The organism is uncultured Corynebacterium sp. (assembly GCF_902489365.1).
Lineage (GTDB): Bacteria > Actinomycetota > Actinomycetes > Mycobacteriales > Mycobacteriaceae > Corynebacterium.
Genome location: NZ_CABTZR010000015.1, coordinates 26,892 through 42,611 on the forward strand (window position 1 = coordinate 26,892; position 15,720 = coordinate 42,611).

A 15,720-nucleotide genomic window follows, 5' to 3' on the forward strand; every position below is an offset into this window, starting at 1 on the left:
AAACGTCACCGCAGGCCTTTACCCCCATTTTTGGGATCTTTTTCTCATTTTGCGAGATTGCACAGGTGGGGCGGTTCGCCACCGCACCACAACGTCAATTACGATGACCCACTATGACGTCCTCACACCCGCAGAACGCATCTTCTCGCGCCGAACACCCCACGGCCGAAACGTTCAAGCCCACCCGCGAACACCTCCTCGGCATCGGCATCCTCGCCGCCATCGCTTTTCTCAGCATTGGCTGGGCCCCGAAATACCTCTTCTGGATCCTCATCTTCCCGGTGCTGGCCATCTGGTGGGTCCTGCGTGCCCGCACCACCGTGGACACGAAGGGCATCCACATCACTTATGGCTTCCGCGGCCCCAAGGACATCGCGTGGAAGGACTTTAAAGGCATCGGTTTCCAACGCTCGAAGGCCTACGCTCGCACCAGCAGCGGCGACAATCTCAACCTGCCGGGCGTGACTTTTAACTCTCTCCCCCGCCTTGCCGCCGCTTCCAACGGGCGCATCCCCGACGCCCTGACCGCTGGCCGCGAAGCCGCCGATGACAAGGTCGTCATCGTCCACCGCGATGGCCAACAGATCCTCCTCACCAAGGAGGAATACGCCGAGTACCTCAAGAAACACCCCGAACTGAAGGATTAACCATGTACCCTCTCCGCTCTAAAGTCACCACCGTTGGCCGTCAGGCATCCGGTGCGCGCGCGCTGTGGCGCGCTACCGGATCCAAGGAGAGCGACTTTGGCAAGCCGATCGTTGCCATCGCCAACTCCTTTACCCAGTTCGTCCCCGGCCACGTCCACCTCAAAAACGTCGGCGACATCGTGGCCGATGCCGTCCGCGAAGCCGGCGGCGTGCCCAAAGAATTCAACACCATTGCTGTCGACGATGGCATCGCCATGGGCCACGGCGGCATGCTGTACTCCCTGCCGTCGCGTGAAATCATCTCCGACTCCATCGAGTACATGGTCAACGCCCACACCGCCGACGCCCTGGTGTGCATCTCCAACTGCGACAAGATCACCCCGGGCATGTTGAACGCGGCCCTGCGCCTCAATATCCCCACCATCTTCGTCTCCGGTGGACCGATGGAGGCCGGCAAGGCCGTCGTCGTCGACGGCGTAGCACACGCACCGACGGATCTGATTACAGCCATCACGGCGTCGGCCAGCGATGCTGTCTCCGATGAAGGCCTGGCTCAGGTGGAGGAATCCGCCTGCCCCACCTGCGGTTCCTGCTCCGGCATGTTCACCGCCAACTCCATGAACTGCCTCACCGAGGCGCTCGGCTTGGCCCTGCCGGGCAATGGCACCACGCTGGCTACCCACAGCGCCCGCCGCGATCTCTTCGAGCAGGCCGGTCGCACCATCGTGGACCTGTGCCGACGCTATTACGGCGAGGAAGATGATGCGGTCCTCCCGCGCTCTATCGCCAGCAAGGAAGCTTTCAGCAACGCCATGGCACTGGACATGGCCATGGGTGGCTCCACCAACACCATCCTCCACACGCTGGCCGCCGCGCAGGAGGGCGAGGTGGACTTCACTCTCGAGGACATCAACGAGATCTCCTACCGCGTCCCCTGCCTGTCCAAGGTGGCACCCAACGGCACCTATCACATTGAAGACGTGCACCGCGCTGGTGGTATCCCCGCCATCCTGGGCGAGCTGCGCCGTGCCGGTCACTTGAACTTGAAGGTCCACACCGCGCTCTACGACAACGCCGAAGAGTGGCTCGACGATTGGGATATCCGCGGCGGCAAGGCCACCGACGCTGCCCGCGAGCTTTTCTTTGCCGCCCCCGGCGGCGTGCGCACCACCGAGCCTTTCAGCCAGTCCAACCGCTGGGATGAGCTCGACACCGACGCGGCCAATGGCTGTATCCACGACGCCGAGCACGCTTTTTCCTCCGATGGCGGCCTGGTCGTCCTGCGCGGCAACCTCGCCCCCAACGGGGCCATCGTCAAGGCTGCCGGCGTGGAGGAAGAGCTCTGGACCTTTACTGGTCCCGCCCGCGTGGTGGAGTCCCAGGAGGAGGCTGTTTCCATCATCCTCAAGAAAGAAGTCCAGCCCGGCGATGTCATCGTCATTCGCTACGAGGGCCCCGCAGGTGGTCCCGGAATGCAGGAGATGCTGCACCCGACTTCCTTCCTCAAGGGCTCCGGCCTTGGCAAGGCCTGCGCCTTGATTACGGATGGCCGCTTCTCTGGCGGCACCTCCGGCCTCTCCATCGGTCATATCTCCCCTGAGGCAGCCCACGGCGGCCTCATCGGCCTGGTGGAAAACGGGGATCCCATCACCATCAACATCCGCGAGCGCCAGCTCTCCCTCGACGTGGACGAAGAGGTCTTGGAACGCCGTCGCGCCACCGAGGAGCAACGCGAGAAGCCCTGGACGCCGAAGGACCGCAACCGCCCGGTCACCAAGGCCCTGCGCGCCTACGCCAACATGGCCACGTCCGCCGACCGTGGTGCGGTGCGCGTGGTTGATGGCTACGTCAATTAGAGTATGGGGCGATGAATTTCGCCACTAACGCCGCACGGCGCACACTCCTGACCGCCGCCGGGCTCATCATTGGCCTGGTGGGCGTCATCCGCCATGTCCTCCACACGGACTTCCCGGTGGACATGATCATCTACCGTGAGGGCGTCCGCGCCTTTATGGAAGGCCGCTCGGTCTACTCGGATCCGATGTACGCCGGGGACTTGGCGCTCCCCTTTATCTACCCGCCCTTCGGGGCGCTAGTCATGGTTCCGCTCACCGCCTTCGACTGGATGAGTGACGCCCTGGCGGGCGATATCATGATCGTCCTCTCGGACGCCCTAGTCTTTGCCTGCCTCTACGCGATCTTCCGCGCGCTCAAGGTGCCGCACCTGTGGCCCACCGTGGCGATCGCGTGGGCCGCGGCCATGTTCTTTGAACCCATCCGCCTCAACAACGGTTTTGCGCAGATCAACATCGTCATCATGGCGTTGGTCATCTTCGATCTCGTCCCCCGCAAGCGCAAGCTTCCGCAAGGCTGGCTGATAGGTCTCGCGGCGGCCATCAAGATCACTCCATTGGCCATGCTGCTGTACTTCCTTCTGCGCCGCGAATGGAAGCCGATCCTCACAGCCTTCGCTTCCGCCGTCGTGGCGACACTGTTGGCCGCAGCCTACCGCTGGGAGGCTTTCGTTGAGTTCTTTAGCTCAAAGCTTCTCGATATGGGCAAGGGCGCAGATTTCGGCGTGGCCACGGACTACCAGTCCAACTCCTCGCTCAAGGGCGTCATCCAGCGCCTCTTTACCTCCCAGGAGGCCATGGACAACCACGGCACGCTCATCAACGTGCTGTGGCTCGTGGCGGCGCTCGTGATCATCGGCCTTGGCTCCGCCCTCATCCTGGCGCAGATACGGCGCGGCCTGCTTGTCGACGCCCACCTCACCACCGCCACGACCATGCTGCTCATCTCCCCCGTGTCGTGGTCGCACCACTGGGTGTGGCTGTCGCTAATCGTGCCGGTTCTGGTCTACCGCGCCTGGTCCTGGCGCAATTCCACCTGGGTCGCCGGCAGCCTGCTGGCTGTTCTCGCCGCTTGGGTGGGCATGCTGCTGACCGTTCCGCCGAAGTGGTGGTTTGGTGACAGCATCGATGTCCACGCGATGCCGCTGTACCAGAAGTTCTTGGTCGATGACTTCGTGTGGCTAGCACTCCTGAGCTGGATTCTCTACGCTATCTGCCTCAAGGTTAAGGGCACTCAATCCGACAAGCCACATACTGAACTCGCTGCGGCCCAAACCAACTAAGCCCCGAAACGCAAAACTGCCCGTTCTGCCAAAGTTATGCGCCGCCTGCGGCGGGTGGGAAAACTTTGGCAACAAGGGCAGTTGCGCTCCGGCTGAGCTCAGCTGACGAGTTGACGTTCGTGTGAGCTCGATTTCCTAGCTCAGCGGGTTAACGCCCGCGCCAAACCACCAGATGGCAACGAGCGCGGCCACGCCGATGACGACGAAAATCCAGGACGTGGCCAATGGGCGGCGGGTCCAGGAGCGGTTGAAGTCCAGGGAGATGAATCCCGGACCGGTGAACTGCAGGGCTACTGCGATAACGAAGAGGACGAGGCCCAGCCAGACGCTCTCATTCCAGGCAAAGACATCCAACCCGGCACCGGAGGCGTTGAGGCCGTGGATGGCAGAAAAGCCAGTTACGATAAGGCCGAACATAGCGGCCAACGGGGTCACCAGGCCGAGAAGCAGGAAGGCGCCGGCGATGAGCTGGACAGTCGGCACGCCGATGGCCAAGGCTGCCGCCATGGTGTACTCGCCGAACTCGTTCTCCAAACCAGACAGGCCTTCGTTGCCGCCGAGCTTGAAGAAGGTGGACGCACCCGCCACGAGGAGATAAACGCTGAGAGCAAGGCGTACAAATAGCAGACCAAAGTCAATGGTGCCGCGGCGTGCGGGCTCCGGCTTCTCCTCCACCGCTGCAGCCTCGGAGTCCACGGCGGGGTCGGCAACAGCAACCGTGCTTGGCACCTCTTCATAGGTCTCATTTGCCACAGGCTCAGTTGTGGTGTCAGCGGCTGCGGTTGCCGATACCGGCATTGCAGTTGTCTCCGTATCGGTTCCTGCCGTCGCCTCCGCGCGTGGGAAAGCAGTAGTTTCAGCATCAGCGGCGGAGCTGTCGAAAGACAGGGAGTCCTTGGAGGTGCTTTCAAAGGTTTCGGTCTTCGCCTCAGGTTCGGCCGCAACGGCTGGTTCGCCAACCTTCTTCGGCTTGATCACCTGCGGCTCGGCGCGTCCGGGGCGCTGGAAGAGGCTGCTCTTCTTCGGCTTATCGGTAGCGTCTTCTTTAGGCGTGCTGTCCTTCACAGAGTCTTTCCCCGTGTAGGTCGGGATATCGTCATCAAAGTCGGTGGCTTTATCTGGGGTTTTATCGCTCATACCTCCAACTTAAGGCAGTACATCCCCCTTATGGTGCATCTCTATCGGCGCGGCGCGAAGCTAAAACCGCACGGCCTGCATCTAAGACGTCTGCTGTGAGGTCCGCAAGCAACTCCGACTCCAACCGCCAGCGTTGCCAGTAGAGGTCAATGTCGAGCGGGAAGTCGTCGAGAAGCACCAGCTCCCCTGACTCCAGCAAAGGCTGTGCCTGCAGGCGCGGCACTAAGCCCCATCCCAGGCCATAGCGCACTGCTTCGACATAACTCTCCGAAGAAGGAATCTGGGACACCCGCGCACGCAGAACATGGGAATCAATGAAGCGCTCGCGCATGGCGTCGTCCAAGGTGGCGTCGTTCGGCCCGAAACCCACGATGGGCAGGGTCTCCCAGTCATCGAAAGTTTCCGCTAGCTCGGGCGCGGCGACGGCAAAGTAGCGCATGGTACCGAGGTACGTGGATTCGCAGCCGGAGACCGGCGTTTGCTCGCGCGTGACCGCGCCAAGTACGTCGCCGCGGCGCAGCATCGCGAGCGTACGGGCCTCATCTTCGATACGGATGCGCAGCGCCGCCTCACCGCGCTCGGCGGTGCGCTGGATTACAGGCCGGAACCACGTGGCCAGGGAATCCGAGTTGATGGCAACAGTCAGTGGCACGCGGGACAAACGCTCAGTAAGCCGCGCATCCGCTTCCGCCTGGACCAGCGCCATGCGCCGTGCGGCTTGGGCGACGATCTCCCCTGCCTCGGTCACGGTGACGGGAGTGCCGCGGCGCAGAAGGATTCGACCAGTCGATACTTCCAGCGCCTTGATGCGCTGACTCACGGCCGAAGGAGTGATTCCCAACACAGCCGCAGCGCCCTCGAAGGAGCCTTCATCGATGATGGCCAGCAGTGTTTCGGTGTGTAGCGGGTTCATGAAGCAATATTAAACCAGATGTAGAACATTTAACTGGACTTCATATGTCGCTATACGCACACTGGAACTCATGTCAGTATTGCTCGCAGGATTTGCGCTGGGCCTGTCCCTCATCATCGCCATCGGACCGCAGAATGCCTACATCATCAAGATGGGCATTAAACGCGATCATGTCGGGCCCATCCTGTTGGCATGCCTGCTTTCCGACGTCATCCTGATCACCGGCGGCACCGCCGGCGTCGGCGTCCTCGTCGAACGCTTCCCCACCGCGCTCATCGTGGTCAAGTACTTGGGCGCGGCCTACCTCATCTACTTTGGTTTCACGTGCTTCCGCGACGCGTTTAAGAAAGAACAGGACTCACTGGTCATTGAGGAAACTGCACCGGTAGCACAGGTCGTTGAAGAGAACTCGGGTGATTCGGGAGCACCAGGGGCCTCCGTGCTCACCAAAATTCGCCCCCGCGTGCGCTCGAATTCCTGGGTCAAGCCGGTCCTCGGCGCATTGGCGCTGACGTGGCTTAATCCCTTGGCCTACGTCGACGCATTGGTCATGCTGGGCTCCATTGCAAACCAGTATGGTGACCAGCGCTGGGTGTTCGCAGCCGGCGCCATCACGGCCAGCGCAGTGTGGTTCCCCTCCTTGGGCTTTGGCGCCTACAAACTCTCCCACGTGCTGGCCAAGCCGACGACGTGGCGCGTAGTCAACATCGTCATCGGCTGCGTCATGCTTGCGCTGACGGCGAAACTCCTGCTCCTCTAATTCTTCTGCGAGTCTTCGGGCAGGTTTTCGTCTTCGGTGGGGTCTCCCACCGCACCGGTTTCCTCGACCCAGGCCTTGATTTCTTCGTCGCTGCGGTCCTGCTCCACGCCCTCGCGCCCGGTGTAGTAGGAGTGATCGTTGCGATTTTCCTCCCACTTCTCCTTGTCGAAGTCGAGGTTGTCATCTGAATCCAATTCATCGACGACGTCGGAGACAAGATCCTCGAAGAGGGCTTCATCATCCATGTTGGAATCGGCGATCTGCTGTCCAATCTCGTCGTCGTAACGCGCGGCGTCATACTCCGAATCGGGGTGCAGCTTGAGGTGCAGCAGTGCACGGATGCGCTCACGGCGCATACCCTCATCCTTGATTTTGCCCAGGGAACGCAACCAGCCAATAACCAGGATGGCTACTAGAACGATGCCCATGTAGCCCAAGACCGGGTAGACATACTGCATCAACGCCTTGAAGCCGGCGAAAGAGACGGCAAAGCCAGCAAGACAGCCTGCGATAAAGATGATGCGGTACTTCGATTCCTTGCCAGAAGACAGACGCTTACCCAGCGCGTAGAACATGCCAATGGCTGTGTTGAAGATCATCAGGTAGATGATGATGGCCATGATGACGCCGAGTGTCGGGTGGATGTTATCCACCAAGGTCAGCATTGGAATATCGGAATCGCCAACGTTCTCCGCGTTCATCAGCAGGGAGAAACCGGCGATGGCCATGAGCACCGCGTACACCGCGCCGCCCACGATGCCGCCGAGGCCCGCCTCGCGCGGGCTGATATTATCGCCGCCGATCACCAGGGACATCGATACAGCCAGAATGAGGGCTAGGCCGTTGTAGTTCAGCGCGGAGATAAGCCAGTGCGGGATTGGGGATTCAATCGCCTCAGAGGCAGCAATCGCAGCGTCGACATTGTCCGGCATGTGTAGCAGCGTGTAAGTACCAGCAAAGAGTACAGCGATAATGAGAGTCGGCGTGAGAAGGCCAATGATCTGGGACACCTTATCGACATCGAGCATGCCCGTGATGAGAACCAATACGAGCATGAGCAGCGAGCCCACCCAGGCGGGCCAGCCGAACTGCTGCTGCATGTTGGATCCGGCACCGGCCAGCATGACAAAGCCCACCGCAAAGAGCGTGAGAATCACCGCGACATCCAGAATGCGCGAAATGATGGGGTGGGTGATGTTGCGGAACACTTGGTTGTGTTCGCTGGCATGAAAATAGCTTCCTAGCTGGAGGAAGACTGTACCGGCGAGAGTCATCACCAAACCGGCAACCAGGATTCCCCACATGCCGGAAATACCGAAGGACGTAAAGTACTGGACAACCTCCTGTCCCGTGGCAAAGCCCGCACCCACGAGCAAGCCAATGAAGGACAAGGCGATGCCTATGACGTTTTTATAAGACACGTTTCCCTATCTGTTTTCTAGTTTCTTCTCTTTATGCTTTATGGCTAGCGCATAAAAACGCGCCATACCTTTGATGAAGTACGGCGGCACACTACTACCACGGTACTCCATCACGACAGGAAAACATGTGTGCGGCCGTGGAGAGCTTGCTCCAAAGGCCGCTAAATCATGAGGCGGCTCACCTCTTAATGCTCGGCAAACGTAGCGGTATCAATGACAAATCGGAATTTCACGTCACCCGCAACGACGCGCTCATAGGCGGCATCGACGTCATCGACGCCGACCTTCTCCATGACCGCTCCCAGGCCGTGCTCGGCGCAGAAATCCAGCATTTCCTGGGTTTCGGCGATGCCACCGATATTATTTCCGGTGAGCACCTTGCCACCGCCTACCAGACGGTTGAGGCGCAATGGCAGGGCCTCCGGTGGGAGCCCCACGACGGACATGATGCCACGAGGTTTGAGCATCCGCAGGTAGTCCTCGAGACTGTACTCTGCCGAAATGGTTGAGAGGATGAAATCGAACTCCCCACGGTGGTTCCTGAAGAAGTCCTCTTCTTCGGTGGTGGCGAGGAGGCGAGTCGCCCCCAGCTTCAAAGCCTCCTCAGCCTTGCGCGAGGTGCGCGAGATGACAGTGACATCCGCGCCCTTGGCAGCGGCAATCTGCACGCCCATGTGCCCCAAACCGCCGAGGCCCACGACGGCCACTTTCTGTCCTTCCTTGACGTCCCAGCGAGCCAGAGGAGAGTAGGTGGTAATGCCGGCGCACAGCAAGGGCGCGGCTACATCAAAGTCAAGGGCATCCGGGATACGCAGGACGAAATCCTGGTTCACCACGACCTTCTCCGCATAACCACCTTGGGTAATCGTTCCGTCGACGTCGGTGGAATTATAGGTGCCCACACCACCCTTGAGACAGTTCTGCTCCATTCCAGCTTGGCACTGCTCGCACTCGCCGCAGGAATTCACTAGGCAGCCAACGCCGACGCGGTCACCCACCTGAAACTTGGTGACGTCCTCCCCCACGGCGGAAACCACGCCGGCGATCTCATGACCAACGGTCAACGGGAAGTGCGCCTCGCCCCATTCGTTGCGAATGGTGTGAATATCCGAGTGGCAGATGCCCGCAGCCTTGATGTCGATGACGACGTCATCGGCGCGCGGCTCGCGACGCTGGATGGTCACAACCTTAAAAGGTTCGTTTGGGCCTGTTTTTTGTAGTGCTTTAGTAGAAATAGTCATGGCGACCACGGTACCCCGCAGCCGCCTGACCTCGCCTAATGGAAATCGCTACCGGCTAGGAGAGCTTCTTAGCGATCAGCTTATTGACCTGTCCCGGGTCAGCCTTGCCCTGGGTAGCCTTCATGACCGCACCAACAATGGCACCGGTGACCTTCTTGTTGCCGGCCTTGTACTTCTCCACGATGTCCGGATTGGCAGCCAGGGCATCATCAACGGCCTTCTCAATAGCGCCGTCATCGCGCACGACCTCGAGCCCGCGCTTGGCGACGACCTCGTCGACATCCCCCTCGCCTTCGAGGACGCCGTCGACCGCCTTGCGAGCAAGCTTGGTAGTCAGCTTGCCTTCCTTGACCAGCTCGACAACGCGCGCGACCTGAGCCGGGGTGATGTCGAGAGCGCTCAGCTCGACGCCGGCCTCATTGGCCTTACCGGTCAGGTAAGAAACCCACCAAGAGCGGGCCTCATCCGGGCTGGTTCCGGCTTCGACGGTTTCGATGATGAGGTCGAGCGCCCCGGCATTGACCAGGTCACGCATCTCCTCGTCCTTGAGGCCCCATTCTTCCTGGATGCGTGCGCGGCGAATCCACGGCATCTCCGGCAAGGTTTGGCGGATCTCTTCTACCCACTCGCGGGAAACGATCACCGGCGGCAGGTCCGGGTCGTTGAAGTAGCGGTAGTCCTCCGCGGTCTCCTTCGGGCGGCCCTTCGAGGTCGAGCCATCCGTTTCCTGGTAGTGGCGGGTTTCTTGGACGATCTCTCCGCCGTCGACAAGCACCTGTGCCTGGCGCTGCATCTCAAAACGCACCGCCTGCTCCACCGAGCGCAGGGAGTTGATGTTCTTGGTCTCGGTACGGGTGCCGAATTCCTCCTGGCCCACCGGGCGCAGAGACACATTGGAGTCCACGCGCATTGAGCCCTGATCCATGCGGGCATCGGAAACGCCCAACGCTGCGACGAGCTCGCGCAGTGCGGACACATAGGCACGGGCGACCTCGGGGGCACGCTCGCCGGCGCCGATAATCGGCTTGGTCACAATCTCGATGAGCGGGATGCCCGCGCGGTTACAATCCACCAGCGAGGATGTAGCACCGTGGATGCGGCCATCGGCGCCACCCAAGTGGGTGAGCTTTCCAGTGTCCTCTTCCATGTGCGCGCGCTCTATTTCCACGCGCCACTCGGTGCCGTCATCGAGGACGACGTCAAGGTAGCCGTCGTAGGCAATCGGCTCATCGTACTGGGAAATCTGGTAGTTCTTCGGCTGATCCGGGTAGAAGTAATTCTTGCGGGCAAAGCGCGACGATTCCGCAATCTTGCAGTTCAGCGCCAGACCGATCTTGATCGCGCCTTCCACGCCCTTAGAATTCACTACGGGCAAGGCTCCCGGTAGACCAAGGGATACCGGGTCAACGTTAGAGTTGGGGGCTGCGTTGAAATTCGTGGGAGAGGTGGAGAACATCTTGGTTTCCGTATTGAGCTCCACGTGAACTTCCATGCCCATTACGGGTTCGAACTTGTCCAGGACCTCGTCGTAGTCCATCAGGTCATACATCGCAGCAGTCATGCGTGCCATCTTAGTATGTCAACGCGACACCGTGCGCAACCGCCTAACCCAACAAGGTGATGCCGTGCGTAATAAGAATTTTGGCAATCATGGCCGCCGGATACACCATGGCATAGCCCAAGGACACACGCTGATCCGTGCTTGTCCGATTATTCACAAAAGCGAGAACTGCTGGTTGAGTCTGAGCCCCGGCCATAGCGCCCGCAGTCTTGGTAGCGCCCACGTGCAGAAAGCGGCGCATGACGAAGGCAAACCCGAATGCGACCAGCGTGGTGATGATGATGCCTAGGAGAAGAATCTTCCACCATGCACCGCCTGTAAAGGCACCGGCGATCTCCCCGCCCGCATTCGTTCCGGCCTGGGCCAAGAAGAGCAACAGGCCGAGCTCGGAAAGAATCGTATTAGCTGAGTGCGGCAATGCGGTCACTGTGTTGCCGATTCGCCCAATGCGTGCCATGACCAACGCGACGATGAGAACACCGGCGGCGGCACCGAGATTGAAGGAAGAGCCACCCGGAAGCGGAATATCGATATGTCCTACAAAGATGCCAAGGGCCAAGCCGAGGCCGAGGGATACGGGGTTGATATCCGTCAGGCCTTGCGAAGAATCCCCAAGAAAATTTGAAATCTCGCGCAGCGACTTCTTTGAGCCTACGACGCGCACGCGGTCACCCAGCTCCACGATGTGTTCGGGGATAGCGACCTGATCGTTATCCGCACGGCGAACACGCGAAATGCGCGCGCCCCACCGGTCAGACAGCTGGTTGTTCAGCTCCGCAATAGTCATGCCGGCCAAGCTGTGTTCGGAGATAGTAATGCGACGAAAGTCAAGCTCGTGGCGGTCATCGTTGAGGATCTGCGGGGATTCACGGCCAGCGCGCTCAATGATATTGTCCAGATCTTCCGGGGCACCGACGAGCGTGACCACATCACCTGGGTGCAGCACATCGAAAAACTTTGGCAGGACGATGTCATTGCTGCCGACGCGCCGCAGGCGGGTCACCTGCACTTCCCCGTTGCCGATGTCTGCAATCTCCGCCACCGCGATTTCTCTCAAAATCTGCATGTGCTGGCGCGTGACGGGTGACAGGGTGTCGTCGTCATTACCGGCGTCGCGAAGCACGAGCACCGTGGCCGCGAGCATGCCGATGACGCCAAATAAGTAAGACACCGCGTAGCCCACGGTTGCTGCGCCGGGATCACCCGTCGCTTCCGACGCCGCTGCCAACGCGGGGGTATTCGTCACCGCACCGGCAAAAGTACCTGCGATGGTGGCATTCGATAGCCCAAAGACATAAGTACCCAACCCCCACGCGGCAAGCGCCGCGACGATGAAGACCCCGATCATCGACAGCACTGGGCCCGTCGCGGTTTTGAGCGACGTAAAGAAGGACACTCCAGAGTTATTGCCAATGCCAAAGGCGAAGAGCACCAAGCCGAGCATTCCCAAAATGGGAGGTACGGAAGCTTCCACGCCTACGGCGGACGCGGCGGCCGAAAAAGCAATACCGAGGAAGAGAACGGCGGCCGCACCCAAGCTAATTCCCCGGGTTTTGATGCCACCGAGCGCCATGCCGATGCCAATCAGCAAAAACACCAACAGGACCGGCTGCTCAGCAAGGAAAGCTAATACGCTTGTCATCGAAACCTTTATTAACTATGGACGACCTTGTCGCGGCGTTTAACCGAAGAGGGCTTGAGCGTTGGCATAACGCTTTGCCGGAACCACCTTCAGCTTGCCCACGGCATCCTCGAGCGGGACGAGGTCGATGTTTTCACCATGGAGGGCAACACACATTCCGGACTGACCATTGTGCGCAGCGCGGGCGGCGTGGGTGCCGTAGCGGGTTGCTAGGACGCGGTCATACGCCGTCGGCGTGCCGCCGCGCTGGATGTGGCCGAGGACGGTCGTGCGCACGTCGTAGCCGGTGCGCTTCTTGATCTCATCACCGATGACCTGGCCAATTCCGTTGAAGGTCTGGTGGCCGAACTGGTCCACACCGCCCTCTTCAAAGTCCATGGTGCCCTCCTTCGGCAGCGCGCCCTCAGCGACGCAGACGATGCCGTACTTCTCACCCATCTGGAAGCGGCGCTCCATCGCCTTGGTGATATCGGCGATATCGAATGGGACCTCAGGGATCACCGTGTAGTGCGCACCGCCGGCCATGCCTGCATGCAGCGCAATCCACCCAACGTGGCGGCCCATGACCTCCACGATGAGGATGCGGTTATGGGACTCAGCAGTGGTGTGGAGGCGGTCAATTGCATCGGTGGCCACGGACACTGCCGTGTCGAAACCGAAGGTGTAGTCCGTTGCATTGACGTCGTTATCGATGGTCTTTGGCACACCGACAACTGGGATACCGTTGTCAGAAAGCCACTTAGCGCCCTTCAGAGTTCCCTCGCCACCAATAGCGACGAGCGCATCGACCTCGGCATCGGCCATATTGGCCTTGATGGTGTCCAGCCCAGCCTTGAACTTATCTGGGTGGAGGCGGCCGGTACCAAGGATGGTTCCGCCGCGAAGGAGGATGCGGTCAATTTCAGCGTCGTCATAAAGGTCACGGCGCCGGTCTTCCATCAGACCAACCCAGCCATCCTCGTAGCCGACGACCGTATCACCGAACTCGTTGGATGCGGTGCGAACGACCGCGCGGATAACAGCATTCAGACCGGGGCAATCACCACCGGATGTCAGTACAGCAAGACGCATGACATCCAATCTACTCGCTTCCCTATAGGCTCGCAGTTTCCACGCCAGCGTGCAGGGTATCCCGGAAGAAGAGCGAAGCACTACACCCGACAAAAAGGATCACAACGATAATGACCAGAGAGTCCGCCGCGCTGGCGACCTGCATGACTGCTGATACGCCGGCCACACCAATCACTGAACCCACTTGTCGCGATGTGTTATAGACACCGGAAGCGGCTCCCATGAGATGTGCATCAATATCGCGCATCGTCGTCGCAGCATTGGATCCCCAAATAAAGGACTGCCCGGCACCTAGTGCTGCGCACGGCAGGCTCAGCCACCACCCCGAAACACCCGCGTGCATGAGGAACCACAGCACAGTGAAAGTGGCAATCAAAATGCCGAAGCCCGTGAGCGCCAATCGTCGTGGATGCAGCTTATCTGCCAAAATGCCCGCTAGCGGTGACACACACAAGGAAACCAGAGCCATCGGCGTGACGATCATTCCGGCATCGCCCGCCGATATCCCCTGCTCGACCTGCAACCACATCATGATCGGAATCATCATCGACGCAGCCATAAAGCCCATGGACACGATGGCCACCGTGCCCACGGAGTAGTTACGATCCTTAAACAACCGAAGAGGAACGAGCGCTGCCGCCCCACGGGATGATTGCAGGCGCACGAAGATAGCCATGCCACCTATCCCGACGACTAAGAGGGCCCAAATCCACCACGGCCAGCCCGTCTCTGGGCCTTGTTGCACGGCAAAGACGAAGCAGGTCAACGCGACAAACGACGCCCCTACCGACACGAAGTCAATCTTCCCGGCCGCCGTCGGTAAGGCAGGCACCCACAGACCGGAGAGGACAATCGCTGCAATGACAATGGGAATGTGGATCCAAAAAACTGCCTGCCACCCAAACGCGGCTACAACGAGGCCTCCCACAAGCGGTCCAGCAAGAGTGGCTAGCGAACCCACCACGCCCCAGGCGCCCAGCGCACGGCCGCGCCGCTCACGAGGGAAAATCCGGTTGATCACTGCCATGGTCTGCGGCATCTGAATGGAGGCACCTAGGCCTTGTAGCGACCGCGCGGCGATGAGAAACTCTACAGATGGCGCCAGCGCACAAAGCAGTGCACCAAGGCCAAAGAGCCCATTGCCTAGCTGAAACATTCGCTTCTGTCCGTAGATATCCCCTAACCTTCCGGTAAACAGGAGGGGCACGACCACGGCGAGCAAATAAATAGCGGAGACCCACAGCACCTGATTGACGTCGGCGCTGAACTCACGACGGACGTCGGGAAGCGCAACTGCAATCATGGATTGGTCGAGCAACGACATAAAGAAGCCCAGCGACAGCGCCGCCATGGCGAGCCAAGCTTGCTTTTCTGACGTGGGCGTTGCTGCGTGATTCATGGAGGGAAGTCTAGCCACCGTCCATGCAGGCGGCCTAAACTAAAGCGCATGGGAATGATTGACATCAAGAAACCACAGGACGTATCGACGGCTGCGACCGTCACGCTAGGCCTTATCGGCGGCTGGCTCACCGCCCGGGAGACTGGCATTCGCCCGCTTGGCGGCGTGGTGCTTGCCGCCGCTGGCGTCTGGGCCGGACGCAGCTGGTGGGCTAAGACGAACCCAGCCACTACCGCTGGTCTGGCAGCTCTGTACACCGGCGCGTTTGGCCTCTCTCACCCGCTGGCTAAGAAGATTGGCGCCTGGCCGGCAGTGCTGACCGTCACCGCCGCAAGTGCTGGCGCTGCCTACGCGCTTTCCGACGCCCAGTAGATCCCCCGCGCCCCACGTGCCACCGACAACGCGCGTGGGGCATTAATCGTCTTTACCCCCGTCGCCGCCGTCGATTGAGGATCGAACACATCAACTAACCCGTGGTGGCTACCCCCGTTTATAGTAATGACTTGACGGGAATTTACCACTAGCTATAGCCATGTGTGGCGGTGGCCGCTAGGATTATGTTTAGAACACTTCTTCTAATACAGGTTTATCTCGGGGGAAATGCCCATGACCACTGTCACACGCCCACCTACCTTTTTCTTTTCCACCACCAACCCGAATAACCCACACGCCATAGCCCGCGCCAAAGCACGCCGGCCCACCTATGACACCTGGCAGGCAGCCATGCCCAGCCTGCACGCCGATATCAACACCACCGCACTATCCCTGGTCGCAGCCTGGTCACTGCCGGAA

Annotated in this window: 13 protein-coding genes and 1 pseudogene; 6 read left to right on the plus strand and 8 right to left on the minus strand. The window is 60.2% G+C overall.

The features are described 5' to 3' along the window. Positions 1 to 113: 113 nt before the first annotated feature. From RDN59_RS03875 to RDN59_RS03885, 3 genes are read left to right on the plus strand one after another with little or no spacing between them, the layout of a single operon-like run. Complete coding sequence (locus RDN59_RS03875) at positions 114 to 647, plus strand: PH domain-containing protein (protein WP_308606697.1); 534 nt, start codon at positions 114 to 116, stop codon at positions 645 to 647. 2 nt (positions 648 to 649) lie between these two features. Continuing rightward, complete coding sequence (ilvD, locus tag RDN59_RS03880; protein WP_308606698.1) at positions 650 to 2,503, plus strand: dihydroxy-acid dehydratase; 1,854 nt, start codon at positions 650 to 652, stop codon at positions 2,501 to 2,503. An 11-nt stretch (positions 2,504 to 2,514) separates the two neighbouring features. Continuing rightward, positions 2,515 to 3,783, plus strand: coding sequence for a glycosyltransferase 87 family protein (locus RDN59_RS03885; protein ID WP_308606699.1), 1,269 nt, complete (start codon positions 2,515 to 2,517; stop codon positions 3,781 to 3,783). Positions 3,784 to 3,918: 135 nt separating this feature from the next. Here RDN59_RS03885 and RDN59_RS03890 read toward each other — a convergent pair whose 3' ends face one another. Together RDN59_RS03890 and RDN59_RS03895 are read right to left on the minus strand one after the other, a co-directional pair. Next, positions 3,919 to 4,920, minus strand: coding sequence for a DoxX family membrane protein (locus RDN59_RS03890; RefSeq protein WP_308606700.1), 1,002 nt, complete (start codon positions 4,918 to 4,920; stop codon positions 3,919 to 3,921). A 28-nt stretch (positions 4,921 to 4,948) separates the two neighbouring features. Beyond that, positions 4,949 to 5,833, minus strand: coding sequence for a LysR family transcriptional regulator ArgP (locus tag RDN59_RS03895; RefSeq protein WP_308606701.1), 885 nt, complete (start codon positions 5,831 to 5,833; stop codon positions 4,949 to 4,951). Positions 5,834 to 5,903: 70 nt separating this feature from the next. Here RDN59_RS03895 and RDN59_RS03900 point away from each other — a divergent pair, with 70 nt between their 5' ends. Continuing rightward, the gene (locus tag RDN59_RS03900; RefSeq protein WP_308606703.1) at positions 5,904 to 6,593 is read left to right on the plus strand and encodes a LysE/ArgO family amino acid transporter; all 690 of its coding nucleotides are present in this window, start codon (positions 5,904 to 5,906) and stop codon (positions 6,591 to 6,593) included. Here RDN59_RS03900 and RDN59_RS03905 read toward each other — a convergent pair. From RDN59_RS03905 to RDN59_RS03930, 6 genes are all read right to left on the minus strand, one after another. Beyond that, positions 6,590 to 8,014, minus strand: coding sequence for a hypothetical protein (locus tag RDN59_RS03905; RefSeq protein ID WP_308606704.1), 1,425 nt, complete (start codon positions 8,012 to 8,014; stop codon positions 6,590 to 6,592). The genes RDN59_RS03900 and RDN59_RS03905 overlap by 4 nt on opposite strands. 185 nt (positions 8,015 to 8,199) lie before the next feature. Further along, entirely contained in the window at positions 8,200 to 9,255 is a 1,056-nt protein-coding gene (locus tag RDN59_RS03910; RefSeq protein WP_308606705.1) for an NAD(P)-dependent alcohol dehydrogenase, read from the minus strand. A 55-nt stretch (positions 9,256 to 9,310) separates the two neighbouring features. Then, entirely contained in the window at positions 9,311 to 10,825 is a 1,515-nt protein-coding gene (gene gatB / locus RDN59_RS03915; protein WP_308606706.1) for an Asp-tRNA(Asn)/Glu-tRNA(Gln) amidotransferase subunit GatB, read from the minus strand. A 34-nt stretch (positions 10,826 to 10,859) separates the two neighbouring features. Further along, complete coding sequence (locus RDN59_RS03920) at positions 10,860 to 12,458, minus strand: TrkA C-terminal domain-containing protein (RefSeq protein WP_308606707.1); 1,599 nt, start codon at positions 12,456 to 12,458, stop codon at positions 10,860 to 10,862. Between the two features lie 39 nt (positions 12,459 to 12,497). Beyond that, complete coding sequence (locus RDN59_RS03925) at positions 12,498 to 13,529, minus strand: ATP-dependent 6-phosphofructokinase (protein WP_308606708.1); 1,032 nt, start codon at positions 13,527 to 13,529, stop codon at positions 12,498 to 12,500. Positions 13,530 to 13,551: 22 nt separating this feature from the next. Next, a complete protein-coding gene (locus tag RDN59_RS03930; protein ID WP_308606709.1) occupies positions 13,552 to 14,928 on the minus strand; it encodes an MFS transporter in 1,377 nt (458 codons plus the stop codon). 48 nt (positions 14,929 to 14,976) lie between these two features. Between RDN59_RS03930 and RDN59_RS03935 the strand changes: the two genes are divergently transcribed. Then, complete coding sequence (locus tag RDN59_RS03935; RefSeq protein ID WP_308606710.1) at positions 14,977 to 15,300, plus strand: hypothetical protein; 324 nt, start codon at positions 14,977 to 14,979, stop codon at positions 15,298 to 15,300. A 234-nt stretch (positions 15,301 to 15,534) separates the two neighbouring features. Continuing rightward, positions 15,535 to 15,720: pseudogene (locus tag RDN59_RS03940) on the plus strand (HNH endonuclease); the annotation flags it as partial.

What these genes read in the sequence shown, in the direction of transcription:
- ilvD (WP_308606698.1), top strand. Translation starts at nt 650, where the DNA reads ATGTACCCTCTCCGCTCTAAAGTCACCACCGTTGGCCGTCAGGCATCC.
- RDN59_RS03920 (WP_308606707.1), bottom strand. Translation starts at nt 12,458, where the DNA reads ATGACAAGCGTATTAGCTTTCCTTGCTGAGCAGCCGGTCCTGTTGGTG.
- RDN59_RS03900 (WP_308606703.1), top strand. Translation starts at nt 5,904, where the DNA reads ATGTCAGTATTGCTCGCAGGATTTGCGCTGGGCCTGTCCCTCATCATC.
- RDN59_RS03875 (WP_308606697.1), top strand. Translation starts at nt 114, where the DNA reads ATGACGTCCTCACACCCGCAGAACGCATCTTCTCGCGCCGAACACCCC.
- RDN59_RS03890 (WP_308606700.1), bottom strand. Translation starts at nt 4,920, where the DNA reads ATGAGCGATAAAACCCCAGATAAAGCCACCGACTTTGATGACGATATC.
- RDN59_RS03935 (WP_308606710.1), top strand. Translation starts at nt 14,977, where the DNA reads ATGGGAATGATTGACATCAAGAAACCACAGGACGTATCGACGGCTGCG.
- RDN59_RS03910 (WP_308606705.1), bottom strand. Translation starts at nt 9,255, where the DNA reads ATGACTATTTCTACTAAAGCACTACAAAAAACAGGCCCAAACGAACCT.
- RDN59_RS03930 (WP_308606709.1), bottom strand. Translation starts at nt 14,928, where the DNA reads ATGAATCACGCAGCAACGCCCACGTCAGAAAAGCAAGCTTGGCTCGCC.
- gatB (WP_308606706.1), bottom strand. Translation starts at nt 10,825, where the DNA reads ATGGCACGCATGACTGCTGCGATGTATGACCTGATGGACTACGACGAG.
- RDN59_RS03885 (WP_308606699.1), top strand. Translation starts at nt 2,515, where the DNA reads ATGAATTTCGCCACTAACGCCGCACGGCGCACACTCCTGACCGCCGCC.
- RDN59_RS03895 (WP_308606701.1), bottom strand. Translation starts at nt 5,833, where the DNA reads ATGAACCCGCTACACACCGAAACACTGCTGGCCATCATCGATGAAGGC.
- RDN59_RS03925 (WP_308606708.1), bottom strand. Translation starts at nt 13,529, where the DNA reads ATGCGTCTTGCTGTACTGACATCCGGTGGTGATTGCCCCGGTCTGAAT.